At 60.3% G+C, this 24469-nt stretch carries 19 protein-coding genes; 10 read left to right on the forward strand and 9 right to left on the reverse strand.

Features of this window, described 5'->3' with window-relative positions:
• The first annotated feature begins 201 nt into the window (after window positions 1–201).
• A complete protein-coding gene (locus tag ACM6IQ_RS09505; RefSeq protein ID WP_414878595.1) occupies window positions 202–897 on the forward strand; it encodes an HAD-IA family hydrolase in 696 nt (231 codons plus the stop codon).
• A gap of 78 nt (window positions 898–975) precedes the next feature.
• Here the strand turns inward: ACM6IQ_RS09505 and ACM6IQ_RS09510 are convergent, their stop codons facing one another.
• On the reverse strand, window positions 976–1722 hold the full coding sequence (locus tag ACM6IQ_RS09510; RefSeq protein WP_017337443.1) for a 3-oxoacyl-ACP reductase family protein: 747 nt from the start codon (window positions 1720–1722) through the stop codon (window positions 976–978).
• A 125-nt stretch (window positions 1723–1847) separates the two neighbouring features.
• Here ACM6IQ_RS09510 and ACM6IQ_RS09515 point away from each other — a divergent pair, with 125 nt between their 5' ends.
• On the forward strand, window positions 1848–2771 hold the full coding sequence (locus ACM6IQ_RS09515) for a LysR family transcriptional regulator (protein WP_414878596.1): 924 nt from the start codon (window positions 1848–1850) through the stop codon (window positions 2769–2771).
• Window positions 2772–2877: 106 nt separating this feature from the next.
• Here ACM6IQ_RS09515 and ACM6IQ_RS09520 read toward each other — a convergent pair whose 3' ends face one another.
• The 3 genes from ACM6IQ_RS09520 to ACM6IQ_RS09530 form a co-directional block, all read right to left on the reverse strand.
• Window positions 2878–3606 (reverse strand): aspartate/glutamate racemase family protein, encoded by a 729-nt coding sequence (locus ACM6IQ_RS09520; protein ID WP_414878597.1) that lies wholly within the window; start codon window positions 3604–3606, stop codon window positions 2878–2880.
• 56 nt (window positions 3607–3662) lie between these two features.
• The gene (locus tag ACM6IQ_RS09525) at window positions 3663–5195 is read right to left on the reverse strand and encodes an NCS1 family nucleobase:cation symporter-1 (RefSeq protein WP_414878598.1); all 1533 of its coding nucleotides are present in this window, start codon (window positions 5193–5195) and stop codon (window positions 3663–3665) included.
• Window positions 5196–5765: 570 nt separating this feature from the next.
• Complete coding sequence (locus ACM6IQ_RS09530; RefSeq protein ID WP_414878599.1) at window positions 5766–6506, reverse strand: phosphoadenylyl-sulfate reductase; 741 nt, start codon at window positions 6504–6506, stop codon at window positions 5766–5768.
• A 172-nt stretch (window positions 6507–6678) separates the two neighbouring features.
• Here ACM6IQ_RS09530 and thrH point away from each other — a divergent pair, with 172 nt between their 5' ends.
• Window positions 6679–7296 (forward strand): bifunctional phosphoserine phosphatase/homoserine phosphotransferase ThrH, encoded by a 618-nt coding sequence (gene thrH, locus ACM6IQ_RS09535; protein ID WP_017337448.1) that lies wholly within the window; start codon window positions 6679–6681, stop codon window positions 7294–7296.
• A gap of 139 nt (window positions 7297–7435) precedes the next feature.
• Here the strand turns inward: thrH and pabB are convergent, their stop codons facing one another.
• The 4 genes from pabB to ACM6IQ_RS09555 all read right to left on the reverse strand — a co-directional run bounded on the left by pabB (window position 7436) and on the right by ACM6IQ_RS09555 (window position 12043).
• A complete protein-coding gene (pabB, locus tag ACM6IQ_RS09540) occupies window positions 7436–8773 on the reverse strand; it encodes an aminodeoxychorismate synthase component I (protein ID WP_414878600.1) in 1338 nt (445 codons plus the stop codon).
• A gap of 206 nt (window positions 8774–8979) precedes the next feature.
• Window positions 8980–9966, reverse strand: coding sequence for an alpha-L-glutamate ligase-like protein (locus tag ACM6IQ_RS09545; protein WP_253438844.1), 987 nt, complete (start codon window positions 9964–9966; stop codon window positions 8980–8982).
• On the reverse strand, window positions 9966–11501 hold the full coding sequence (locus ACM6IQ_RS09550; protein WP_017337451.1) for an inactive transglutaminase family protein: 1536 nt from the start codon (window positions 11499–11501) through the stop codon (window positions 9966–9968). The genes ACM6IQ_RS09545 and ACM6IQ_RS09550 overlap by 1 nt, the downstream gene beginning before the upstream one ends.
• Window positions 11502–11506: 5 nt before the next feature.
• Window positions 11507–12043 carry an ATP-dependent zinc protease gene (locus tag ACM6IQ_RS09555; RefSeq protein WP_017337452.1) on the reverse strand — a complete coding sequence of 179 codons (537 nt, stop codon included), beginning with the start codon at window positions 12041–12043 and terminating at the stop codon, window positions 11507–11509.
• Between the two features lie 302 nt (window positions 12044–12345).
• Between ACM6IQ_RS09555 and ACM6IQ_RS09560 the strand changes: the two genes are divergently transcribed.
• From ACM6IQ_RS09560 to prpD, 6 genes are all read left to right on the forward strand, one after another.
• Window positions 12346–13065, forward strand: coding sequence for a GntR family transcriptional regulator (locus ACM6IQ_RS09560; protein ID WP_193393024.1), 720 nt, complete (start codon window positions 12346–12348; stop codon window positions 13063–13065).
• Complete coding sequence (gene prpB / locus ACM6IQ_RS09565; RefSeq protein ID WP_017337454.1) at window positions 13062–13952, forward strand: methylisocitrate lyase; 891 nt, start codon at window positions 13062–13064, stop codon at window positions 13950–13952. The genes ACM6IQ_RS09560 and prpB overlap by 4 nt, the downstream gene beginning before the upstream one ends.
• A 152-nt stretch (window positions 13953–14104) precedes the next feature.
• A complete protein-coding gene (prpC, locus tag ACM6IQ_RS09570) occupies window positions 14105–15232 on the forward strand; it encodes a 2-methylcitrate synthase (protein ID WP_017337455.1) in 1128 nt (375 codons plus the stop codon).
• A 203-nt stretch (window positions 15233–15435) separates the two neighbouring features.
• Complete coding sequence (gene acnD, locus ACM6IQ_RS09575) at window positions 15436–18033, forward strand: Fe/S-dependent 2-methylisocitrate dehydratase AcnD (protein WP_414878601.1); 2598 nt, start codon at window positions 15436–15438, stop codon at window positions 18031–18033.
• Between the two features lie 56 nt (window positions 18034–18089).
• On the forward strand, window positions 18090–19280 hold the full coding sequence (gene prpF, locus ACM6IQ_RS09580) for a 2-methylaconitate cis-trans isomerase PrpF (RefSeq protein WP_414878602.1): 1191 nt from the start codon (window positions 18090–18092) through the stop codon (window positions 19278–19280).
• Window positions 19281–19497: 217 nt separating this feature from the next.
• Complete coding sequence (prpD, locus tag ACM6IQ_RS09585) at window positions 19498–20982, forward strand: 2-methylcitrate dehydratase (protein WP_414878603.1); 1485 nt, start codon at window positions 19498–19500, stop codon at window positions 20980–20982.
• A 117-nt stretch (window positions 20983–21099) separates the two neighbouring features.
• Here the strand turns inward: prpD and ACM6IQ_RS09590 are convergent, their stop codons facing one another.
• Window positions 21100–21918: a pyruvate, water dikinase regulatory protein gene (locus ACM6IQ_RS09590; RefSeq protein WP_008027418.1), complete on the reverse strand. Its 819-nt coding sequence runs from the start codon at window positions 21916–21918 to the stop codon at window positions 21100–21102.
• 174 nt (window positions 21919–22092) lie between these two features.
• Here ACM6IQ_RS09590 and ppsA point away from each other — a divergent pair, with 174 nt between their 5' ends.
• On the forward strand, window positions 22093–24468 hold the full coding sequence (gene ppsA, locus ACM6IQ_RS09595; protein ID WP_017337459.1) for a phosphoenolpyruvate synthase: 2376 nt from the start codon (window positions 22093–22095) through the stop codon (window positions 24466–24468).
• The last annotated feature ends 1 nt before the right edge of the window (window position 24469 follow it).

Raw genomic sequence — 24469 nt, forward strand, 5'->3', positions numbered from 1 at the left:
AAGAAGTCGGGAAAGGAGGCGTTTGGTGTAGGGCAAATCGCTAAATCATCGGCAGCACTTCCGAACCGGTGCTGGACCGTCGGGAGATTGCCCGTTGCTCTATGTCGGCCGCGCTCGTTATGCTGCTGAACCCTTTAATCAAATCCGCGATTCAGCCGTACTGGAGTCGGTCGGGATGTCATTAAAAACGGATCAGATGCGATGAATGCACCGCTGAAAGAGTTCGGCCCGATCAAAGCCGTGATTTTCGATATGGACGGCTTGCTGCTGGACACCGAGGGCATTTACACCGAGGTTACGTCGATCATTGCCGGGCGCTATGGCCGGACCTTCGACTGGAGCGTCAAGCAGAACATCATTGGCCGCGGCGCGGGCGATCTGGCGCGTTATGTGGTCGAGGCGCTGGAGCTGCCGATCACCGCCGAGGAGTTCCTGGTGATCCGCGAGCCGCTGATGCGCGAGCGTTTTCCTACAGCGTTGGCGATGCCTGGTGCAGAGGAGCTGGTTCGGCATTTGAAGGCCAACAACATTCCAATTGCGGTGGGCACCAGTTCTTCGCGTCAGTCGTTCGGCCAGAAAACCACGTTGCACCGCGACTGGTTTGCGCTGTTCGACTTCATTGTGACGGCCGATGACCCGGAGGTTGGCGCAGCCAAGCCGGCGCCGGATATTTTCCTCACGGCAGCACGACGCCTGGGCGTGGCGCCTGAAGATTGCCTGGTGTTCGAGGATTCGCCGTTCGGTGTCACGGCGGCGAAAGCGGCGGGGATGACGGCGATTGCGATTCCCGATGCGGCGATGGCTGACGAAAAATACGCACACGCGGATGGCATTCTTCGTACGTTGAGAGCGTTCACGCCAGGTGCTTGCGGTTTGCCCGCGCTTGAGTGGGCTTAACGCGACAGGCAGCATGACACAGGCAACTGTGGGAGCGAGCAAGCTCGATCCCACAGTTTGTGTGTTGACTGATCCGTATCAGGCACCGAAACCGCCGTCGATAGTCAGGCTGGCACCGGTGATGTAACCGGCTTCCGGTCCCACAAGGTAAGCGACGAAGCTGGCGATCTCTTCCGCTTTACCGTAACGACCCACCGCCATCAACGGGATCAGGCTTTCGGCGAAGTCGCCGCTGGCCGGGTTCATATCTGTATCGACCGGGCCCGGTTGCACGTTGTTGATGGTGATTCCACGCGGGCCGAGGTCGCGGGCCAGGCCCTTGGTCAGGCCGACCAGTGCCGATTTGCTCATGGCATAAGGGCCGCCACCGGCGAAGGGCATGCGGTCGGCGTTGGTGCTGCCGATGTTGATGATGCGACCGCCTTCGGTCATGTGTTTTGCGGCAGCCTGGGTGGCGATGAACACGCTGCGGACGTTGATCGCCAGCGTCTGGTCGAAGTCTTCGAGTTTGAAATCTTCCAGCGGGGCCACGGCCAGCACGCCAGCGTTGTTGACCAGGATGTCCAGGCGTCCGAAGGCTTTGACGGTGGCGCTCACGGCGTTGCGAATGGCCTCGGCGTCGGCACTGTCAGCCTTGATGGCCAGCGCTTTGCCGCCGCTGCCGGTGATGCTGTGTTGCAGTTCTTCGGCCTTGGCCGTGGAGCTGACGTAGGTGAAGGCAACGGTCGCGCCTTCAGCGGCCAGGCGTTTGACGATGGCAGCGCCGATGCCGCGGGACCCGCCTTGAATCAAAGCCACTTTGCCGCTGAGGTTCTGAGTAGTCATGTCGATCTCCAAAATCCCGAGGCGAGATGTCTCGGTTGATGGAGCCTAGTATCGATTCCCGATTACACGCTGAGTAGCCGGTAATTGCGATAGTCTGTGTAAACCAGAAGTTTATAGTGGCGCCTATGGAAACCTTCAGCAGTATCGAATGCTTCGTGCGCAGTGCGGAAGTCGGCAGCTTTGCCGAAGCCGCGCGGCGACTGAGCCTGACACCCGCAGCGGTGGGCAAGAGTGTGGCAAAACTTGAGGCGCACCTCGGCGTGCGGCTGTTTCAGCGCAGCACCCGCAGCCTGACGTTGACCGAGGCCGGTCAGTTGTTTCTCGGCGAAGTCAGTTCCAGTCTGCTCACCATCCAGAATGCGGTGGCAAACCTCGCCAGCGCCGAAGGACGCCCGGCCGGTACGCTGAAAGTCAGCATGGGCACGATGTTCGGCCGTTTGTATGTCGTGCCCCTGTTGGGCGAGTTTCTGCGGCGGTTTCCGGCAATCAACCCGGATTGGCATTTCGATAACCGACAGGTCGACCTGATCGCTCAGGGATTCGATGCCGCGATCGGTGGGGGATTCGAGCTGCCGCAAGGCGTTGTGGCGCGCAAGCTGACGCCAGCCCATCGGGTATTGGTGGCTTCAGCCGACTATCTGGCGGAGCGCGAGGCGATCGTCGAGCCCGATGATCTCAAGCATCACGATGGCATCCTCATTCGGTCGCCGCAGACGGGGCGCGTGCGTTCCTGGCAGTTGACCAGTCGCACTCGGCAACACAGTCCCCTGACACTCAAGGCGCGGATGACCATGAGCGATTCGGAAGCGGCCTGTGCGACCGCGGCTCAGGGGTTGGGCATTGCGCTGGTGAGCATGCCGTTTGCCGCGGGGTATCTGGAGGCCGGAACGTTGCAGCGGGTGTTGCCCGATTGGTATGTCGACGATGGCAATATTTCTATCTATTACGCTGAGCACAAATTGTTGCCGGGCAAGACTCGGGCGTTTGTGGATTTCATTATTGAGCAGTTTGCGGAGCAGGGATTGGGGGCGCGGTTCAGTGCGGTTTGAGCCTGGCTTTGGACAGCGATGCTGCCATCGCGGGCAAATAGGGGATTTGTGAACGGCATAGATCCCTGTGGGAGCGTGGCTTGCCCGCGATGAACGATAACGCGGTCTACCGGCCAAACCGCCCCGGCCAGCCAACGATGTTCTTCGGCCGCGGCGTGGCATACGTCCGCACTTTCGACGTCGACAACCCCAACCGCACCAGCGATTCGGCAATGGTCACCGCCGCCGTCACACCATCCACCACCGGAACCCCGGTGCGCCGGCGTATCTGTTCATCCAGCCCGGCCATCCCGCCGCAGCCGAGGCAGATCACCTCGGCCTTGTCTTCAACCACCGCCCGCTCAGCCTGACGAACAATCGCTTCCAGTGCCCGCTGCGGATCGGCTTCCAGCTCCAGCACCGCCAGACCACTGGCTCGCACCGAGGCACAGCGGTCCCAGAGCCCGGACAGTTTCAGGCGGTCTTCGATCAGCGGCACCGTCCGGTCCAGCGTAGTGACCACCGAATAGGCATGACCGAGGAACATCGCCGTGCTCGCCGCCGCATCGGTGATGTCCACTACCGGCACGTTGAGCAATTCTTGCAAGCCTTCGCGACCGTGCTCGCCATAACCGGCCTGGATCACCGCATCGAAAGGCTGGTCGTAGGACATCACCCGGTCCATCACAGCGATGGCGGCCAGGTAGCTTTCGAAATTGCCTTCGATGGAGTCGGCGCCGAAATGTGGCGTCAGGCCGATGATTTCGGTGCCTGGCGCGGCCACGGCTTGCGCCGAACGCGCAATGGCCTGGGTGATGGATTCAGTGGTGTTGACGTTGACCACGAGAATTCGCATGGGAAGTCCTTATAGCGGGTGGTTCTGCGGCCCGACGATGCCGGGCCGTCGTGGGGTTAATGGCTGACGTTGTCGACCGCGATGGCTTCACCGCTGACGTCCGCGTAGTGGGGCTGCCGCTTGGCGATAAGCAGGTAGAGCATCCCGGCAATAACGGCGCCGATCAGCCAGGAGAAGGGTGATACGAGGTGGAAACCCGGCACCAGCGCCAGGACGATGGCGATCAGCGCTGCAGGAATGAACGCCGCCACCGCACGTAAATTGACGCCACGGCTGTAGTAATAAGCGCCGGCGGGATCCTCGCTGTACAACTGCGGCACGTTGACCTGACCTTTTCGTACAAGCCAGTAGTCGACCATGATCACGCCATACAACGGGCCGAGCAGGGCGCCGAGACCGGACAGGAAATACACGATCACCAACGGGCTGTTGTAGAGGTTCCACGGCAGGATCAGTACCGCAATGGTCGCGCTGATCAGCCCGGCGCGACGGAAGGTCAGGTATTTCGGCGCCAGGTTACTGAGTACGAAGGCCGGGGCGACGAAGTTGGCCATGATGTTCACCGCCACGGTGACGATCAGGAATGCCAGGCACCCGAGCACCAGAAAGAAGGTGTTGGGAATCGACGCGATGATTTCCGTCGGACTTTCGATGATCCGGCCGTTGATCTGAAATTGCGCACCGCACAGCAGGACGGTGATGCCGGCGAACACCAGAATATTCACCGGCAGGCCCCAGAAATTTCCGACCTTGATCGTCTTGCGGCACGGCGATGAACGGGCGAAGTCGCAGAAGTTGAGAATCAGCGTGCCGTAGATCGCCAGCCACAACGCGCCGCCAGCGAAGATATTGCGCCACATCTCGCCGCCGGTCAGCGGCTCGCGGATCGACCAGGCGATGGTCGCGTCGGCCTGAAAGTACATCCAGGCGGCGAGGGCCGCGACGGTCAGCAGAATGACCGGCCCGGCAAACGCTTCGTAGCGCCGCACCATTTCCATGCCGTAGGCGAGGATCGCCAGTTGCACCAGCCAGATGGCGACAAAACACACCCAGCCCAGGCTCGACAAGCCAAGGATCGAATCGTGATCGTAATCGGCGAAGCCCGGATGCACCGCTGTCAGCAGCACGCGAAACACAACCGAGGCGAGGTATGTCTGAATGCCGAACCAGGCGATGGCGATCACGGCGCGGATCAGTGCAGGAATTTGCGCCCCGTGGATACCGAAACTGATCCGGCTGATGACCGGAAACGGCACCCCGGTTTTCTGGCCCATGTAGCCGGACAAGTTCATGAAGCAATACACCAACGCTGCGCCGATCCCAAGCGACAGCAGAATCTGCCAGCCGCCCAGGCCCAACGCATACAAGCCGATGGCGAAGGAGTAGTTGGCGATGTTGTGAACGTCGTTGGTCCATAGCGCGAAAATGCTGTAGCGGCCCCAGCGCCGGCCTTCGGCTTTGGTCGGCGCCAGGTCTTTGTTGTGCAGTCGCGGGCTGAGCACCACAGGTTCTTGAAAGGTCTGATCGTGAGCGGTGGGTGGAAAGGAGGGCAGATCCAGCGCGATGTTGTTGGAGAGGCTAGTACGCATTCCGGCAGGCTCCGAGCTTGGCGTCGCGATGACTGTGCATGAGCGTTGGCTCGACAAATCTTCGTCGCGGGCGACAAGCATCATTGGTTACGGGGCATCTGCAGCCTGTACGGGATAGGGCGCTTCAGGCTTGCGGATCTTGAGTGTGTGTATGTTTTGAGCTGATTGTATACAAAACATGTATGCACTTAAGCCAGATCCATGCCAGCCACAGGTCTATGATTTTTGCTGCTAATTTCGTTTTGTTATTGATAGGCAATAAGTGACTGAAATTAAGACGATAAATATTGACCGTATGAACAGGTATTTATTTTTCGGCCGGATTCGCGAGGAAGGTTTACGAAGGAATGCAGGAAGGGAGGATGTAACCATTTGGGGCGCAGAAACAAAAAATGCACACATAAATGGCACCTATGGTGACATTCGTGTGTACACATTTGTAGGCGGAACACTAACCCTGTGGGAGCGAGCCTGCTCGCGATTACGGACTGACATTCAACATTATTGTCGACTGTTACACCGCTATCGCGAGCAGGCTCGCTCCCACAAGGGATTGCACAGGGTAGGGGATTACACCTTCGACTTGCTGATAATGTTACCGGCGTGCAACCCGCATTCTTTCTGCGTCGCCTCTTCCCACCACCAACGACCTTCACGCTCGTGCTGGTTCGGCAGCACCGGCCGGGTGCACGGCTCGCAGCCGATGCTGATGAAACCGCGCTCATGCAGGCTGTTGTAAGGCAGTTCGAGCATGCGGATGTAACCCCAGATCTCCTCGCTGGTCATTTGCGCCAGCGGATTGAACTTGTACAGGGTGCGTTCCGGAGTGGAGAAGGCAGTGTCGATTTCCAGCACCGCGACGGCGCTGCGGGTGCCAGGGCTCTGGTCCCGACGCTGGCCGGTGGCCCAGGCGGTCACGCCGGACAATTTGCGGCGCAGCGGCTCGATCTTGCGGATGCCGCAGCACTCGCCATGGCCGTCCTTGTAGAAGCTGAACAGGCCTTTTTCCTTCACGAACGGTTCAAGTTTCGTGTAGTCCGGGGACACCAGTTCGATGTCGATCTTGTAGTGCTCGCGCACTTGATCGATGAAGCGGTAAGTCTCGGGGTGCAGACGGCCGGTATCGAGGCTGAACACTTTGACGTTCTTGTTCAGCTTCCAGGCCATGTCTACCAGCACCACGTCTTCGGCGCCGCTGAAAGATATCCACAGGTCATCGCCGAACTCGGCAAACGCGAGTTTGAGGATGTCCTGGGCGGATTTGTTGGCATAGGTCGTGGCGAGTTCCACGACATCGAACGATGGGCTCATCAGGGCGGCTTCCTACAGGTCGGTGGCGCTGGGCGCTCTATATGGGCCTGATGGTAACAAAATCCTGCGGTGGCTGGCGCGCCCTCTGCGTTGCGCACGCCCGCCCGAGTCGCTAGAGTTCGGCAGTCCTTTTGCTCGCTCGACTCAATAATCAATACAAATGGGGTGTCTTGTGGAAATTGCCTGTCTGGATCTGGAAGGTGTGCTGGTCCCGGAAATCTGGATCGCGTTCGCCGAAAAAACCGGGATCGAATCCCTCAGGGCCACCACCCGGGACATTCCCGACTACGACGTGCTGATGAAGCAGCGCCTGCGGATCCTCGACGAGCATGGCCTGAAACTCGCCGATATCCAGGAAGTGATCGCCACGCTCAAGCCGCTGGACGGCGCTGTCGAGTTCGTCAACTGGCTGCGCGAGCGCTTTCAGGTGACGATCCTGTCGGATACGTTCTATGAGTTTTCCCAGCCGCTGATGCGTCAGTTGGGCTTCCCGACCTTGCTCTGTCATCGTCTGATTACCGACGACGCCGGGCGAGTGACGAGCTATCAGCTGCGTCAGAAAGATCCGAAACGTCAGTCGGTTCTGGCGTTCAAGAGCCTTTATTACCGAGTGATTGCAGCGGGGGATTCGTACAACGACACCACGATGTTGGGCGAGGCGGATGCGGGGATTCTGTTCCATGCGCCGGATAACGTGATTCGCGAGTTTCCGCAATTCCCGGCGGTGCACACCTTTGAGGATTTGAAGCAGGAGTTCATCAAGGCTTCGAATCGGGCGTTGAGTTTGTAGTCGCAACCCTGTGGCAGCTTGCTCCCGCTCGGCTGAAGACCAGCCGTAAAACCGGCGAATGCGTTCTGACTGAAGGTGTGCGGCGTCTGGTTTTGGGGGCGCTTCGCACCTCAGCGGGAGCAAGCTCCCTCGCCACAAGCTAAAGGTTTTGCAGGGTGTCGAGCAGTACTTTCACCTTGGTGATCGATTCCTGATACTCGGCCTGCCACTCCGAATCCGCCACGATCCCGCCGCCGCCCCAGCAACACACCTGCCCGTCCTTCACCAGCAAGCTGCGAATCGCGATGGAGCTGTCCATCTCGCCGCGCACGTCCAGATACAGCAATGAACCGCAATACAACCCGCGTCGGGTCGGCTCCAGCTCATCGATGATCTGCATCGCGCGAATCTTCGGCGCTCCGGTAATCGAGCCGCCCGGGAAGCTGCCGGCGATCAGGTCCAGGGCATCACGGTCATCCGCCAGTTCACCGGTCACGCTGCTCACCAGGTGATGCACATTCGGATAGCTTTCCAGACTGAACAACTCAGGCACCCGCACCGAGCCGATACGGCAAGTGCGGCCCAGATCGTTGCGCAACAGATCCACGATCATCAGGTTTTCCGCGCGGTCCTTGGGGCTGGCCAACAATTCGGCGGCGTTCGCCGCATCTTCGGCGGCAGTCAGGCCACGGGGACGGGTGCCTTTGATCGGGCGCGTTTCAACGTGGCGTTCGCTGACTTTGACGAAGCGCTCAGGTGACAGGCTCAGCACCGCGCCACCGTCCGGCAGGCTCTGGAAGCCGGAGAAGGGCGTCGGGCACGCCGCGCGCAACGCGCAGTAAGCGGCCCATGGATCGCCTTCGCACTCGGCGCGAAAACGCTGGGCGAAGTTGACCTGGTAGCAATCGCCAGCCTGGATGTACTGCTGAATACGCTCTAGTGCCTGGCGATATTGATCAGCGCTCAGATCGGCCTGCATCGGCGCTTTCAGTTGAAATGCCTCGACCGCTGCGACCGCAGGTTGAGTGAACAGCGTAATCAGGCGCTGACGTTCGCTGTCGATCAGTGACGGGTGGAACACCAACTGACTGGTCATCCGTTGGTGGTCGCTGATCAGCGCCCAGTCGTAGAGTCCGAAACGCGCATCGGGCAATTGAAGATCGTCCCGCGCCTGACTGGGCAGGTGTTCCAGATGCCGACCGAAGTCATAGCTCAGATAGCCCATCAAGCCGCCAGCGAAGGGCAGATCAAACGGAACTGCCGCTTCGCCGAGTCGTGTCAGGTTTGTGCGCAGACGCTGAAGGAAATCGCTGCCACTTTCGTCAGGCAACACCGTCAGTTGCTCGAGCGGCCAGGCGCTGAGCAGGTCATAACGCCCGCGATCGGCCGTTGGCCGGCCACTGTCGAGCAGCACGGCACCAGGAGCATGACGGATCGCCGCGAAGTACTCGGCGGGGTTGGCACGATAGGGCAGCGGGTGTACGGAACAGGTCAGCATGGGCGGGGCAGATCAGCCATCGAGGCGGGGTGGCGATTGTAGTCCCCTCGGGGAATTGCTCCTAGAGGGGATGTCGTGAAGTGACCGATTGGCAGCGGCTGGCGCTAGGCCTGTGGCGAGGGGATTTATCCCCGTCGGGCAGCGAAGCGTCCCCAAAATCAGGCCTGCTACGCAGTCCGACGGGGATAAATCCCCTCGCCACAAGGTCAGCCTTCGACGGCCGGAATATGCCCGAACATCTCCTGAACAAACTCGACCCGCTCCTGCACCGTCTCGGTGATCCCGCGAGCCTTCAGCTCTTCCAGTCGCGCCTCGACCGCATGGGTGCGCAACGTCAGCCCGCAATCATTGGCAATCTGGATGTTCAGCCCCGGCCGGGCATTCAGCTCGAGAATCAGCGGTCCCTTTTCCTGGTCCAGCACCATGTCGACACCGATGTAACCCAGCCCGCACAGCTCGTAACAGCCGGCGGCGAGTTTCATGAAACCGTCCCAGTAGGGCAGTTGCACACCGTCCACCGCGTTGGTGGTGTCCGGGTGTTTGGTGATGATGTTGTTCAGCCAGGTGCCGCGCAGGGTCAGGCCGGTGGCGAGGTCGACACCGACACCGATGGCGCCCTGGTGCAGGTTGGCCTTGCCTCCGGACTGGCGCGTCGGCAGGCGCAACATCGCCATCACCGGGTAGCCCATCAGCACGATGATGCGGATATCCGGCACGCCTTCATAACTGATGCTTTTGAAAATCTGATCGGGTGTCACGCGGTATTCGATCAGCGCACGATCCCGGTGACCGCCCAGCGAATAGAGGCCCGTCAGGATGCTGGAGATATGGTGCTCGATTTCCTCATGGCTGATGATCTTGCCGGACACTGTGCGATAACGCCCCTCGAAACGGTCGGCAACCACAATGATGCCGTCGCCACCCGCGCCCTGGGCCGGTTTGATCACGAAGTCGTTGCGTCCGCCGATGATCTTGTCGAGGTTGTCGATCTCTTTCTCGGTGGAGATCACGCCATACAGTTCCGGCACATGAATGCCGGCGGCGATCGCCCGTTCCTTGGTGATGATCTTGTCATCGACGATCGGGTACAGGCTGCGCTTGTTGTACTTGAGCACGTAGTCTGCGTTGCGCCGGTTGATCCCCATGATGCCCCGGGCTTCAAGGGCCTTCCAGGTCTTCCAGAAGCCGAACATCAGACGTCAGCCTTCTTCAGGAACGCCTTGAAACGCACCAGTTCAGTCAGGCGATAACCACGATAGCGTCCCATCGCCAGCATGAAGCCCACCAGAATCAACAGGACCGCCGGGAAGGTGAACACGAAGTAGGTCAGCTCTGGAACGCTCATGATCAGGTGTGCCAGGGTGGCGGCAAACAAGGTGCCGATCGCGACTTTCATCGCATGCCCGGAACCGCGTTCTTCCCAGGTAATCGACAGGCGCTCGATGGTCATGGTCAGAATCACCATCGGGAACAGCGCCACGGACAACCCGCGCTCCAGGCCGAGCTTATGGCTGAACAGGCTGATCGCTGCGATCAGTACCACCACAAACGTCAGCACCACCGACAGCCTTGGTAACATCTGCAGTTTCAGGTGCTCAAGGTACGAGCGCAGCGAGAGCCCCAGCGCGGTGATGATGGTAAACAGCACGATACCGAAGCCGAGCTGGGTTTCGCGAAAGGCGAGGGCGATCAGCACCGGGGTAAAGGTGCCGAGGGTCTGCAAGCCGATCAGGTTGCGCAGGATCAGGATCACCAGCACGCCGATCGGGATCATCACCATGATCATGAAGGTCTGCTGGGTTTGCAGCGGCAGGCCGTACAGCGAGTATTCGAGGAAGTTGGCGTCGGTGTTTTCGTCGGTCAGCTTGGCCAGGCGAATGGCGTTCATTTCGCTGTTGTTCATGCTGAACGTGACGGTGGCTTTCTTGCCGCCATCGACAGTGATCAGGTTTTCATCGCCGGTCCACCACAGCAGGCGGTCGGTCGGCAGGCCTTGCTCGCCGGTTTCCGGGTTGAAGTACAGCCAGTCGGTGCCGTTGAAGCTGCGCAGCCAGAGTTCAGGTGTTTGCGGTTGGTCGGCGACCAGACGGATGGTGTGGACCTTTTCCACCGGCACGTGGGCGATAGACAGCACCAGTTCAACGATTTTGGCCTTGTGCCCACTGGACGGATCACCCCCCAGCAACAGTTTCACGTTGTCGTCATTGACGTTGTTGACCCGCTTGATCGCCTCGCCAATGAAGGTTTCGACGTCGGCCGAGTGCTGGCGAATCGGCGCGAGCAGGGCTTCGGCGGCGATTTTTTCCGGGCCTTCGACGGCGATGCTGTCGCGGAAGGTCGGGCCTTTGATCTTGGATTTTTCACCGGTGTAGCGCTTGGTCAGCACCAGGCGGTAATAAAGCGTCTGGTTGCCCTTGGCCCGGCGCGCCGACCAGGTGACCTTGCGGTTGCCGTCGACACGGTTTACGGCCACGCCGTAATTATTGGAGATGAAGCTTTCATTCAGGCTGACGTAATCGCGGCTCAGAGGCGGCACGAACATCTGGATCTTGACCGGGTCCTTGGCACTGGCGACGAACTCGACCTTGGCGTCGATGTTCCACAAGTCGTCGGTGGCGTCTTCGGTCACGGGAATGCCGAGCACGAAAATCTGATAGGCCGTAACTGAAATGCCCAGCACCACCAGGATGGCGATCAGCATTTTCAGATGGAGGGTAAGAGAGCGCATTGGAATTACTCTGCGGTATGAGCGTCGGTGGCGCAGGCGGGTTTGCCAGCAGCGTATTTAAGGCTGGGGTCGACCAGCGCATCAAAGCGCTTGAGCGCTTCGGAGCCGATCAGGAGCGGATATTGGAAGGCACTTCGGTCGGTCAAGTTCACTTCGATGCTGCGTAAAGCCGAACCCATGCAGATATCCAGCTCGATCACCGGACGGGCGGTGTATTTCTTGCCTTCGTCCGGATCGTAGTCGCCGGCGCGGCGCTTGATCTTGCTGACGCGGGCCAGTGGCCGTTCGATCGGGTGCGAGTGCGCCGCGTCGATCGCCAGATAGAAGCGCACCCAGGATTCGCCGTTGCGCTTGAAGCGTTTGATGTCGCGGGCGCTCAGGGAGGCGGTTTTCGCCCCGGTGTCGAGTTTGGCCGCGACTTCCAGGTTGATGCCGTCCAGCGAGGCGTACTCGTTGAGGCCGTACACGGTTTTTTCCCCCGCCGCGGCGACACCGGGCAGGCAGAGCATATAAAGGAAGGTGGGGAAGGGCTTGAGTCTCATAAATCCTGGTGCGCAGCGGTCCGTGTTTCGATTCAAGGCCCTGGCATCGCTGCGCAAGCTCCCTCGTATGCCTATCAGCTATTTATGACAGGCCGTGCAGATGTCACAAACAAATGCGGGCGGCATTCTAGCACGGTGGTTTCATGGCGCCAGCGCCGGGAGGCGGCTATAAACAGAGATGCTGCTTCGTTATGGTGCGGCCGGTTATTAGACGATTGTCGACAATATCCATTTATCCTTTGACTGCCAGGCCTATATTCGCTAGTTTTTGCCGCATCAGCTTTCAAGGTGTCGACAATATGCTGGATCAACTCGATCCCCCGATCATTGCTCAGGACGATTCGGAAACACTTTCCGAGAACGTCTTTCGACGCATTCAGGCGGCCATCGTCAAGGGCGAGATCGCCCCGGGCAGCAAAATCTCCGAGCCGGAACTGGCGCGCACCTATGGCATCAGTCGCGGTCCGCTGCGCGAAGCGATCCACCGTCTGGAAGGCCAGCGCCTGCTGGTTCGCGTGCCGCACGTCGGGGCGCGAGTGGTTTCCCTGAGTCACGCCGAGCTGCTGGAACTCTACGAAATCCGCGAATCCCTCGAAGGCATGGCCTGCCGTCTCGCGGCGGAACGCATGACCGTCGAAGAAATCGACGAACTGCGCCACGTCCTTGAAACCCACGAGCGCGATGCGGCGTTTCAGGCCGGTGTCGGTTATTACCAGCAGGAAGGCGATTTCGACTTCCACTACCGAATCATCCAGGGCAGCGGCAACCGCACCCTGACGCAGATGCTCTGCGGCGAGCTTTATCAACTGGTGCGCATGTACCGCATCCAGTTTTCCACCACGCCCAATCGCCCGCGCCAGGCCTTTGCCGAGCACCACCGGATTCTCGACGCCATCGCCGACCGTGACGGTGAACTGGCCGAGTTGTTGATGCGCCGTCACATCGGCGCCTCCAAACGCAATATCGCCCGTCATTACCAGGACGGCGCCACTAAGACAGCCACTGAACGAGGTGAGTCATGAGTTCCAACAAGAGCACTCCAGGCCAGCGTTTCCGCGATGCGGTCGCCAGCGAACATCCGCTGCAAGTGGTTGGCGCGATCAACGCCAACCATGCGCTGCTGGCCAAGCGCGCCGGTTTCAAGGCGATTTACCTGTCGGGTGGCGGGGTGGCTGCCGGCTCACTCGGCGTGCCGGACCTGGGCATCACCAGCCTGGACGACGTGCTGACCGACGTGCGCCGCATCACTGACGTCTGCGACCTGCCGCTGCTGGTGGACGTGGACACCGGTTTCGGCTCCTCGGCGTTCAACGTCGCGCGCACCGTCAAGTCGATGATCAAGTTCGGCGCGGCGGCGATTCATATCGAAGACCAGGTCGGCGCCAAGCGCTGCGGTCACCGTCCTAACAAAGAAATCGTGTCGCTGCAGGAAATGGTCGACCGCATCAAAGCGGCGGTTGATGCGCGCACCGATGACAGCTTCGTGATCATGGCCCGCACCGACGCCCTGGCGGTGGAAGGTCTGGAGTCCGCACTGGATCGCGCTGCGGCGTGCATCGAGGCTGGCGCCGACATGATCTTCCCGGAAGCGATCACCGAACTGGAGATGTACAAACTGTTCGCCAGCCGCGTGAAAGCGCCGATCCTGGCCAACATCACCGAGTTCGGCGCGACGCCGCTGTACACCACCGAGCAACTTGCAGGAGCGGATGTGTCGCTGGTGCTGTACCCGCTGTCGGCCTTCCGCGCCATGAACAAGGCCGCGGAAAATGTCTACACCGCGATCCGCCGCGACGGCACGCAACAGAACGTGATCGACACCATGCAGACGCGCATGGAGCTTTACGATCGCATCGACTACCACACCTTCGAGCAGAAGCTCGATGCGTTGTTTGCCGCGAAGAAGTAAAGATCCAAAGATCGCAGCCTCGTTTCACCCGGCAACTCCTACGGGGATGTTGCCGGACGCAGTCGATGTAGGAGCTGCGGAAGGCTGCGATCTTTTTGGCAACACCCAAATTTGCCGATTCCCTAACAAATTCAAGAAAACTGGAGACAGCAATGGCCGAAGCAAAAGTACTCAGTGGCGCCGGGCTCCGTGGCCAGGTTGCCGGGCAAACCGCACTGTCCACCGTGGGCCAGTCGGGCGCAGGCCTGACCTACCGCGGCTACGACGTTCGCGAACTGGCGGCTGACGCCCAGTTCGAAGAAGTGGCCTACCTGCTGCTGTACGGCGAACTGCCGACCCAGGCGCAACTGGACGCCTACATCAACAAACTGGGCAAGTTGCGCGACCTGCCGCAAGCGCTCAAGGAAGTGCTGGAGCGCATCCCCGCGGATGCCCACCCGATGGACGTGATGCGCACCGGTTGCTCGTTCCTGGGCAATATCGAACCGGAGATGGATTTCTCCGAGCAGCACGACAAAACCGACCGCCTGCTGGCCGCGTTTCCGGCGATCATGTGTTACTGGTATCGCTTCAGCCACGACGGCAAACGCATCAACTGCGTGAGCGACGAACAATCCATTGGCGGCCACTTCCTGCACCTGCTGCACGGCAAGAAGCCAAGCGACCTGCACGTCAAAGTGATGAACGTTTCGCTGATCCTGTACGCGGAACATGAGTTCAACGCTTCGACCTTCACCGCTCGGGTGTGTGCATCGACCCTGTCCGACCTGTTCTCCTGCATCACCGCGGCCATCGGTTCCCTGCGCGGCCCGCTGCACGGCGGCGCCAACGAAGCGGCGATGGAAATGATCGAGCGTTTCTCGTCGCCGGAAGAGGCGGTCGAGGGCACCCTCGGCATGCTGGCGCGCAAGGACAAGATCATGGGCTTCGGCCACGCGATCTATAAGGACAACGATCCGCGTAACGAGGTGATCAAGGGCTGGTCGAAAAAACTCGCTGACGAAGTGGGCGACACCGTGTTGTTTCCAGTGTCCGAAGCCATCGACGCAACCATGTGGGAACAGAAGAGACTGTTCCCGAACGCTGACTTCTACCATGCGTCGACGTACCACTTCATGGGTATTCCGACCAAGTTGTTCACGCCGATTTTCGTTTGCTCGCGCCTGACCGGCTGGGCGGCGCATGTGTTCGAACAGCGTGCCAACAACCGCATCATCCGCCCGAGCGCCGAGTATGTCGGCGTCGAACAGCGCAAGTTCGTGCCAATCGAACAACGCTGAATGGTGAAGGCCTGCACCGGGATCTGAACGCTACGCAGATCCCTGTGGGAGCGAGCCTGCTCGCGAAGACGGACTGACATTCAACATCGATGTCGGCTGATACACCGCTTTCGCGAGCAGGCTCGCTGCCACAGTGGATTGTGTGCATTTCAGGTGCTATGCCAGGCCCCACCTTTTGAAACTACCGTGACCGAGTCCTGACGATGAACACTGAATTCCGTAAACCGCTGCCCGGCAGCCATTTGGATTACTTCGACGTCCGTGCGGCGGTCGAAGCCATCCAGCCCGGCGCCTACGACACCCTGCCGTACACCTCCCGCGTGCTGGCGGAAAACCTGGTGCGTCGCTGCGACCCGGCCACGCTCACCGAATCCCTGAAGCAATTCATCGAGCGCAAACGCGACCTCGACTTCCCATGGTTCCCGGCCCGCGTGGTGTGCCACGACATTCTCGGCCAGACCGCGCTGGTCGACCTCGCCGGCCTGCGTGACGCCATCGCCCTGCAAGGTGGCGACCCGGCGCAAGTGAACCCGGTGGTGCCAACACAACTGATCGTCGACCACTCCCTGGCCGTCGAGCGCGGTGGTTTCGATCCGGACGCGTTCGAGAAGAACCGCGCCATCGAAGACCGTCGCAACGAAGACCGTTTCCACTTCATCAACTGGACCAAGAAAGCGTTCAAGAACGTTGACGTGATTCCGCCCGGCAACGGGATCATGCACCAGATCAACCTGGAGAAAATGTCTCCGGTGATCCAGGTGCGCGATGGCGTGGCGTTCCCTGATACCTGCGTCGGCACCGACAGTCACACCCCGCACGTCGATGCCCTGGGTGTGATCGCCATTGGCGTCGGTGGCCTGGAAGCCGAGAGCGTGATGCTTGGCCGCGCATCGTGGATGCGTCTGCCGGAAAGCGTCGGCGTCGAACTGACCGGCAAACTGCAACCGGGCATCACCGCCACCGACATGGTGCTGGCGCTGACCGAGTTCCTGCGCAAGCAAAAAGTCGTCGGCGCGTGGCTGGAGTTCTTCGGCGAAGGCGCCTCCGCGCTGACCCTCGGCGACCGCGCAACCATTTCCAACATGGCCCCGGAATACGGCGCCACCGCGGCGATGTTCTACATCGACCAACAGACCATCGACTACCTCAAACTCACCGGCCGTGAAGACGAGCAAGTACAGTTGGTCGAGAACTACGCCAAGACCACCGGCCTGTGGGCCGACAGCCTGAAGGGTGCGCAATACGAGCGCGGCCTGACCTTCAACCTGTCCTCGGTAGTGCGCAACATGGCCGGCCCGAGCAACCCGCACGCTCGCGTTGCTACGTCTGACCTCGCCGCGCAAGGCATCTCCGGGAAATGGGACGACGTACCTGGCCAGATGCCGGACGGCGCGGTGATCATCGCCGCCATCACCAGTTGCACCAACACCAGCAACCCGCGCAACGTGATTGCCGCCGGCCTGCTGGCGCGCAATGCCAACAAGCTCGGGTTGACCCGCAAGCCGTGGGTCAAGTCGTCCCTGGCACCGGGTTCGAAAACCGTGGCGTTGTACCTCGATGAAGCGGGCCTGACGGACGAACTGGAACAACTCGGTTTCGGCGTCGTGGCCTTTGCTTGCACCACCTGCAACGGCATGTCCGGCGCGCTGGACCCGGTGATCCAGCAAGAGATCATCGACCGCGACCTGTACGCCACCGCCGTGCTCTCGGGCAACCGCAACTTCGACGGGCGGATTCACCCTTACGCCAAGAATGCATTCCTCGCTTCGCCGCCCTTGGTGGTGGCGTACGCCATCGCCGGCACCATCCGTTTCGACATTGAAAAAGATGTGCTGGGCCTGGACGCAAACGGTAAGGAAATCCGCCTGAAGGACATCTGGCCGAGCGACGAAGAGATCGACGCGGTGGTGAAAGCCTCGGTCAAACCTGAGCAGTTCCGTCAGGTCTACATCCCGATGTTCGCCATCCACGAAGACACCGGTCCTAAGGTCACGCCGCTGTACGACTGGCGCGAGATGAGCACCTACATCCGCCGTCCGCCGTACTGGGAAGGTGCGCTGGCAGGTGCGCGCCCGCTCAAGGGCATGCGCCCGCTGGCGGTGCTGCCGGACAACATCACCACCGATCACCTGTCGCCGTCGAACGCGATCATGCTCGACAGCGCCGCCGGCGAATACCTGGCGAAAATGGGCCTGCCGGAAGAGGATTTCAACTCCTACGCCACGCACCGCGGTGACCACCTGACCGCGCAACGCGCCACCTTCGCCAACCCGAAACTGTTCAACGAAATGGTCCAGGAAAACGGCAAGGTCAAGCAGGGGTCGCTGGCCCGCGTGGAACCGGAAGGCAAGGTCATGCGCATGTGGGAAGCCATCGAAACCTACATGGAACGCAAGCAGCCGCTGATCATCATCGCCGGCGCCGATTACGGTCAGGGTTCGTCCCGCGACTGGGCGGCCAAAGGCGTGCGTCTGGCGGGTGTGGAAGCGATTGCCGCCGAAGGGTTCGAGCGTATTCACCGCACCAATCTGGTGGGCATGGGCGTGTTGCCGCTGGAGTTCAAACCGGGCACCAACCGCCACACGCTCGCCATCGACGGCAGCGAAACCTACGACGTGATCGGCGAACGCACACCGCGCGCCGAGCTGACGCTGGTGATCAATCGCAAGAACGGTGAGCGCGTCGAAGTGCCGGTGACCTGCCGCCTCGACACCGCTGAAGAAGTGTCGATCTATGAGGCCGGCGGCGTGCTGCAACGCTTCGCGCAGGACTTCCTCGAAGAATCGGCGGTTGCCGTCTAAATCAAGCTGTGCGGACGCGGGACTTCAAGTCCCGTGTCTGTCTTGAAGGAGCACCCATGGCTCACGCACCCCAGATCAAAATCCCCGCCACCTACATGCGCGGCGGCACCAGCAAAGGCGTATTTTTCAGCCTGAAAGACCTGCCCGAAGCGGCACAGATTCCCGGCCCGGCGCGCGACGCCCTGTTGCTGCGGGTGATCGGCAGCCCCGACCCGTACGACAAGCAGATCGATGGCATGGGCGGCGCGACTTCCAGCACCAGTAAAACCGTAATCCTGTCGAAAAGCCTCAAGGCCGATCACGACGTCGATTACCTGTTCGGTCAGGTCTCCATCGACAAGCCATTCGTGGACTGGAGCGGCAACTGCGGCAACCTGTCGGCGGCGGTCGGTTCGTTCGCCATCAGCAACGGCCTGGTGGACGCCAGCCGCATTCCGCACAACGGTGTGGCGGTGGTGCGCGTGTGGCAGGCCAACATCGGCAAGACCATCATCGCCCACGTACCGATCACCAATGGTGAGGTGCAGGAAACCGGTGATTTCGAACTCGACGGCGTGACCTTTCCGGCAGCCGAAGTGCAGGTCGAATTCATGGACCCGGCGGCGGAAGAGGAGGGCGGTGGCGGTTCGATGTTTCCTACCGGGAATCTGGTGGACGACCTCGAAGTGCCCGGCGTCGGGACGTTCAAGGCAACCATGATCAATGCGGGTATCCCGACTATTTTCGTCAATGCCGAAGACATCGGTTACACCGGCACCGAGTTGCAGGGCGCTATCAACGGTGATCCGAAAGCACTGGCGATGTTCGAGACCATTCGTGCTTACGGTGCGCTGCGCATGGGGCTGATTTCCAATCTGGATGAAGCCGCGAAGCGCCAGCACACGCCCAAGGTTGCCTTTGTGGCCAAGCCTGCGGATTACGTCGCGTCCAGCGGTAAAGCGATTGCGGCAGGTGATGTCGATCTATTGGTGCGCGCATTGTCCATGGGCAAGTTGCACCACGCGATGATGGGCACTGCGGCGGTCGCTATCGGCACTGCCGCCGCCATTTCCGGCACGCTGGTAAACCTCGCAGCGGGCGGCGTCGAGCGCAATGCCGTGCGTTTCGGCCATCCGTCGGGCACCTTGCGCGTCGGTGCCGAGGCCAGCCTGGTGGACGGTGAATGGACAGTGAACAAAGCTATCATGAGCCGCAGTGCGCGGGTGTTGATGGAAGGGTTTGTTCGCGTGCCGGGAGATTCTTTCTGAACCCGACACGGAACCAGAGATAAACACAAAACCCTGTGGGGGCGAGCCTGCTCGCGATGGCGGACTGACATCCAGCATTGATGTCGACGGATACACCGCAATCGCGAGCAGGCTCGCTCCCACAGTGGACTGCATTTCAATCATAAGAATTTTTCATTAACTGAGATTGCCCTGAACCGAGGTCCCATCAACGAACCACTTCACGAGTGAATCGAACATGAGCACCAACGTCGACCAAAACAACCGCCCCGACTACGACACGGTCCTGCAGGACATTGCCGATTACGTCCTCAACTTCAAGATCGAGTCCAGGGAAGCTCTGGACACTGCCCGCAACTGCCTGATCGACACCCTCGGCTGCGGCTTGCTGGCGCTGCGTTTCCCCGAATGCACCAAACACCTCGGGCCGATCGTCGAAGGCACCGTCGTCCCGTTCGGCGCCCGCGTACCCGGTACCAGCTATCGTCTCGACCCGGTCAAAGCGGCGTGGGACATCGGCTGCATCGTGCGCTGGCTCGACTACAACGACACCTGGCTCGCCGCTGAATGGGGCCATCCGTCCGATAACCTCGGCGGCATTCTCGCGGTGGCCGATCACCTGTCGCAAAAGCGCCTGGCCAATGGCGACGCGCCGCTGACCGTTCGCGCCGTCCTTGAAGCCATGATCATGGCCCATGAGATTCAGGGCGTGATCGCGCTGGAAAACTCCTTCAACCGTGTAGGCCTTGATCACGTCATCCTGGTGAAAGTCGCTTCGACCGCCGTTACTGCCAAACTGATGGGCGCCAATCGCGAGCAGTTGCTGTCCGCGCTGTCCCATGCCTTTGCCGACGGGCAAGCGTTGCGCACCTATCGGCATGCGCCGAATGCCGGTTCACGCAAATCCTGGGCGGCGGGCGATGCGACCAGTCGAGGTGTGCGTCTGGCGGACATCGCGATGCGTGGCGAGATGGGCATTCCCGGGGTGCTGACCGCCAGGCAGTGGGGCTTCTACGACGTGTCGTTCAGCCACACCAACAACGACCTGGCGCTCAAGCCCGAAGACAGGCGTGCCTTCCGTTTCACCCGCTCCTATGGCAGCTACGTGATGGAAAACGTGCTGTTCAAAATCAGCTTCCCTGCCGAATTTCACGCGCAAACCGCTTGCGAAGCGGCTGTGACGTTGCATCCGCAAGTCAGGAATCGCCTGCACGAGATCGACAGAATCGTCATCACCACCCACGAGTCGGCGATCCGCATTATTTCCAAGGTCGGCCCGCTGGCCAATGCGGCGGACCGCGACCACTGCATCCAGTACATGACCGCCGTGCCGCTGGCCTTCGGCAATCTGGTGGCCGAGCAGTACGAAGATGACTTCCATGCGGCGCATCCGATCATCGATGTGCTGCGCGAAAAAATGGTCATCGTCGAAGACCCGCAATACACCCGCGAATACCTGGAGGCGGACAAACGCTCGATCGCCAATGCGATACAGGTGTTTTTCAAGGACGGGTCCGGCACCGGGAAGGTGGTGGTTGAATACCCGATCGGCCATCGTCGGCGCCGTGCGGAAGGTATTCCGCTGCTGGAAGACAAGTTCAGGGCGAACCTGCTGACACGATTCACGGGTCAGCGTAGCGAGGAGATTTTTGCGTTGTGCAAGGATCAGGAGCGGCTTGAGGCGACGCCGGTGAACCGGTTTGTGGATTTGTTTGTTATCTAGAGGACCGCGTTATCGTTCAATCGCTAGCAGGCTGCTCCCACAGTTGATTTGTGTTCACCGCAGATCAACTGTGGGAGCCAGCCTGCTAGCGATGAGGCCAGAACAGGCAACAGAGAATTACTTGAACCGCCGCTCCACGCCTTTCTCCACCAGAATCTTCGCCGAAATCTCTTCAACGGAAAAATGCGTGGAATTGATGTGTGCAATGTTCTCGCGACGGAACAGATTCTCCACCTCGCGCACTTCGAACTCGCACTGCGCGTAGCTCGAATAGCGGCTGTTGGGCTTGCGCTCGTTGCGGATCGCGGTGAGGCGGTCCGGGTCGATGGTCAGGCCGAACAGTTTGTGCTGGTGGGCGCGCAGGGCGTTTGGCAGGGTCAGGCGTTCCATGTCGTCTTCGGTCAGCGGGTAGTTGGCCGCGCGGATGCCGAATTGCATGGCCATGTACAGGCACGTCGGTGTCTTACCACAACGCGACACCCCCACTAGGATCAGGTCGGCCTTGTCGTAATAATGCGTGCGCGCGCCGTCGTCGTTGTCGAGGGCGAAGTTCACCGCCTCGATGCGCTCCATGTAGTTGGAGTTGCCGCCGATCGAGTGAGACTTGCCGACGGTATAGGAAGAATGCTCGGTCAGTTCCTGTTCAAGCGGTGCCAGGAAGGTCGAGAAAATGTCGATCATGAAACCATTGGACGTCGCGAGGATCTCACGAATGTCCTGATTGACGATGGTGTCGAAGATGATCGGCCGAAAGCCGTCGGTTTCGGCGGCTTTGTTGATTTGTTGTACCATGGCCCGCGCTTTATCCACGTTGTCGATGTACGGTCGCGTGAATTTGCTGAAGGTAATGTTTTCGAACTGCGCCAGGAGGCTTTGACCCAGGGTTTCGGCTGTGATGCCGGTGCCATCGGAGATAAAGAAAGCAGATCGTTTCATTTGCACCTTGGGCCTTAAGCTAGTAACGAATCTTGGATATGATAGGCGCGATTTGCCGGCCGCCCTTGGCCCGCATTCTCACTTATTTTCCAGGTCCAGGCCATACAGCTGGCAAATGCTCCCTCGGAGCGCCGGCTTCTGAGCTTTTCCAACACAGTTAGTGGAGAGATCACCTTGGTAGAGTACGTAGTTTCCCTCGATAAGCTCGGCGTCCATGATGTGGAGCACGTAGGGGGCAAGAACGCATCCCTGGGCGAGATGATCAGTAACCTTGCAGGTGCCGGTGTATCGGTGCCCGGTGGCTTCGCCACGACAGCTCAGGCTTATCGTGATTTTCTGGAACTGAGCGGCCTGAACGATCAGATCCACGCCGCCCTCGACGCTCTGGACGTCGATGATGTCAACGCCCTGGCCAAGACCGGCGCCCAGATCCGTCAATGGATCATGGAAGCCGAATTCCCCGAGAAGCTCAACGCCGAGATCCGCACCGCATTCGCCACGCTGTCGGCCGGCAACCCTGACATGGCCGTGGCCGTGCGCTCTTCCGCTACCGCCGAAGACCTGCCGGACGCTTCCTTCGCCGGTCAGCAGGAAACTTTCCTGAACATCCGTGGTGTCGAAAACGTCATTCGCGCCGCCAAAGAGGTGTTCGCTTCGCTGTTCAACGACCGTGCCATTTCCTACCGCGTGCACCAGGGCTTCGATCACAAGCTGGTGGCTCTGTCGGCTGGCGTGCAGCGCATGGTCCGCTCCGAAACCGGCACCGCCGGCGTGATGTTCACCCTCGATACCGAATCGGGCTTCCGTGACGTGGTGTTCATCACCGGCGCCTACGGCCTGGGTGAAACCGTCGTACAAGGCGCGGTGAACCCGGACGAATTCTACGTCCACAAACAAACCCTCGAGGCCGGTCGTCCGGCGATCCTGCGTCGTAACCTGGGCAGCAAAGCGATCAAGATGATCTACGGCGAAGTCGCCACGGCCGGCAAGTCGGTCAAGACCATCGACGTCGACAAGGCCGATCGCGCACGTTTCTGCCTCAGCGACGCCGAAGTCAGCGAGCTGGCCAAACAAGCGATGATCATCGAGAAGCACTACAAGTGCCCGATGGACATCGAATGGGCCAAAGACGGTGACGACGGCAAGCTCTACATCGTTCAGGCCCGTCCTGAAACCGTGAAGAGCCGCACCCAGGCCAACGTCATGGAACGTTACCTGTTGAAAGAAACCGGCACCGTGCTGGTTGAAGGTCGCGCCATCGGCCAGCGCATCGGCGCCGGCAAGGTTCGCATCATCAAGGACGTGTCCGAGATGGACAAAGTCCAGCCGGGCGACGTTCTCGTTTCCGACATGACCGACCCGGACTGGGAACCGGTCATGAAGCGCGCCAGCGCCATCGTCACCAACCGTGGCGGCCGTACCTGCCACGCGGCGATCATCGCTCGCGAGCTGGGCATCCCGGCCGTGGTCGGTTGCGGCAACGCCACCCAGCTGTTGAAAGACGGCCAGGGCGTCACCGTTTCCTGCGCTGAAGGCGACACCGGCTACATCTTCGAAGGCGAACTGGGCTTCGATATCAAGAAAAACTCCGTCGATGCCATGCCTGATCTGCCATTCAAGATCATGATGAACGTCGGCAACCCGGACCGCGCCTTCGACTTCGCGCAACTGCCGAACGCCGGTGTGGGCCTGGCCCGCCTTGAGTTCATCATCAACCGCATGATCGGTGTGCACCCCAAAGCGCTGTTGAACTACGACGGCCTGCCGCAGGACATCAAGGACAGCGTCGACAAGCGCATCGCCGGTTACGACGATCCGGTCGGCTTCTACGTCGACAAACTGGTTGAAGGCATCAGCACCCTGGCCGCTGCGTTCACCCCGAAAAAGGTCATCGTGCGTCTGTCGGACTTCAAGTCCAACGAATACGCCAACCTGATCGGCGGCAAGCTCTACGAGCCGGAAGAAGAAAACCCGATGCTGGGCTTCCGTGGTGCTTCGCGTTACATCAGCGAATCGTTCCGCGACTGCTTCGAGCTCGAATGCCGCGCCCTCAAGCGTGTGCGCAACGAGATGGGCCTGACCAACGTTGAAATCATGGTGCCGTTCGTCCGTACCCTGGGCGAAGCGAGCCAGGTCATCGACCTGCTGGCAGAAAACGGCCTGGCCCGCGGCGAGAACGGTCTGCGCATCATCATGATGTGCGAACTGCCATCCAACGCGATCCTCGCCGACGAGTTCCTCGAATTCTTCGACGGCTTCTCCATCGGCTCCAACGACCTGACTCAGTTGACGCTGGGCCTGGACCGTGACTCCGGGATCATCGCTCACCTGTTCGACGAGCGTAATCCGGCGGTCAAGAAGCTGCTGGCGAACGCGATTGCCGCGTGCAACAAGGCCGGCAAGTACATCGGCATTTGCGGTCAGGGCCCCTCGGACCACCCTGATCTGGCCAAATGGCTGATGGAACAGGGTATCGAAAGCGTTTCGTTGAACCCCGATTCCGTACTGGAAACCTGGTTCTTCCTGGCGGAAGGTCAGGCTTCGGCCTGAT

It is taken from the genome of Pseudomonas sp. IT-P100 (assembly GCF_949767185.1).
GTDB lineage: Bacteria > Pseudomonadota > Gammaproteobacteria > Pseudomonadales > Pseudomonadaceae > Aquipseudomonas > Aquipseudomonas fluorescens_B.

Coding starts and splice junctions, on each gene's coding strand:
- ACM6IQ_RS09505 (WP_414878595.1), top strand. CDS start 202: ATGAATGCACCGCTGAAAGAGTTCGGCCCGATCAAAGCCGTGATTTTC.
- ACM6IQ_RS09510 (WP_017337443.1), bottom strand. CDS start 1,722: ATGACTACTCAGAACCTCAGCGGCAAAGTGGCTTTGATTCAAGGCGGG.
- ACM6IQ_RS09515 (WP_414878596.1), top strand. CDS start 1,848: ATGGAAACCTTCAGCAGTATCGAATGCTTCGTGCGCAGTGCGGAAGTC.
- ACM6IQ_RS09520 (WP_414878597.1), bottom strand. CDS start 3,606: ATGCGAATTCTCGTGGTCAACGTCAACACCACTGAATCCATCACCCAG.
- ACM6IQ_RS09525 (WP_414878598.1), bottom strand. CDS start 5,195: ATGCGTACTAGCCTCTCCAACAACATCGCGCTGGATCTGCCCTCCTTT.
- ACM6IQ_RS09530 (WP_414878599.1), bottom strand. CDS start 6,506: ATGAGCCCATCGTTCGATGTCGTGGAACTCGCCACGACCTATGCCAAC.
- pabB (WP_414878600.1), bottom strand. CDS start 8,773: ATGCTGACCTGTTCCGTACACCCGCTGCCCTATCGTGCCAACCCCGCC.
- ACM6IQ_RS09545 (WP_253438844.1), bottom strand. CDS start 9,966: ATGTTCGGCTTCTGGAAGACCTGGAAGGCCCTTGAAGCCCGGGGCATC.
- ACM6IQ_RS09550 (WP_017337451.1), bottom strand. CDS start 11,501: ATGCGCTCTCTTACCCTCCATCTGAAAATGCTGATCGCCATCCTGGTG.
- ACM6IQ_RS09555 (WP_017337452.1), bottom strand. CDS start 12,043: ATGAGACTCAAGCCCTTCCCCACCTTCCTTTATATGCTCTGCCTGCCC.
- prpB (WP_017337454.1), top strand. CDS start 13,062: ATGAGTTCCAACAAGAGCACTCCAGGCCAGCGTTTCCGCGATGCGGTC.
- prpC (WP_017337455.1), top strand. CDS start 14,105: ATGGCCGAAGCAAAAGTACTCAGTGGCGCCGGGCTCCGTGGCCAGGTT.
- acnD (WP_414878601.1), top strand. CDS start 15,436: ATGAACACTGAATTCCGTAAACCGCTGCCCGGCAGCCATTTGGATTAC.
- prpF (WP_414878602.1), top strand. CDS start 18,090: ATGGCTCACGCACCCCAGATCAAAATCCCCGCCACCTACATGCGCGGC.
- prpD (WP_414878603.1), top strand. CDS start 19,498: ATGAGCACCAACGTCGACCAAAACAACCGCCCCGACTACGACACGGTC.
- ACM6IQ_RS09590 (WP_008027418.1), bottom strand. CDS start 21,918: ATGAAACGATCTGCTTTCTTTATCTCCGATGGCACCGGCATCACAGCC.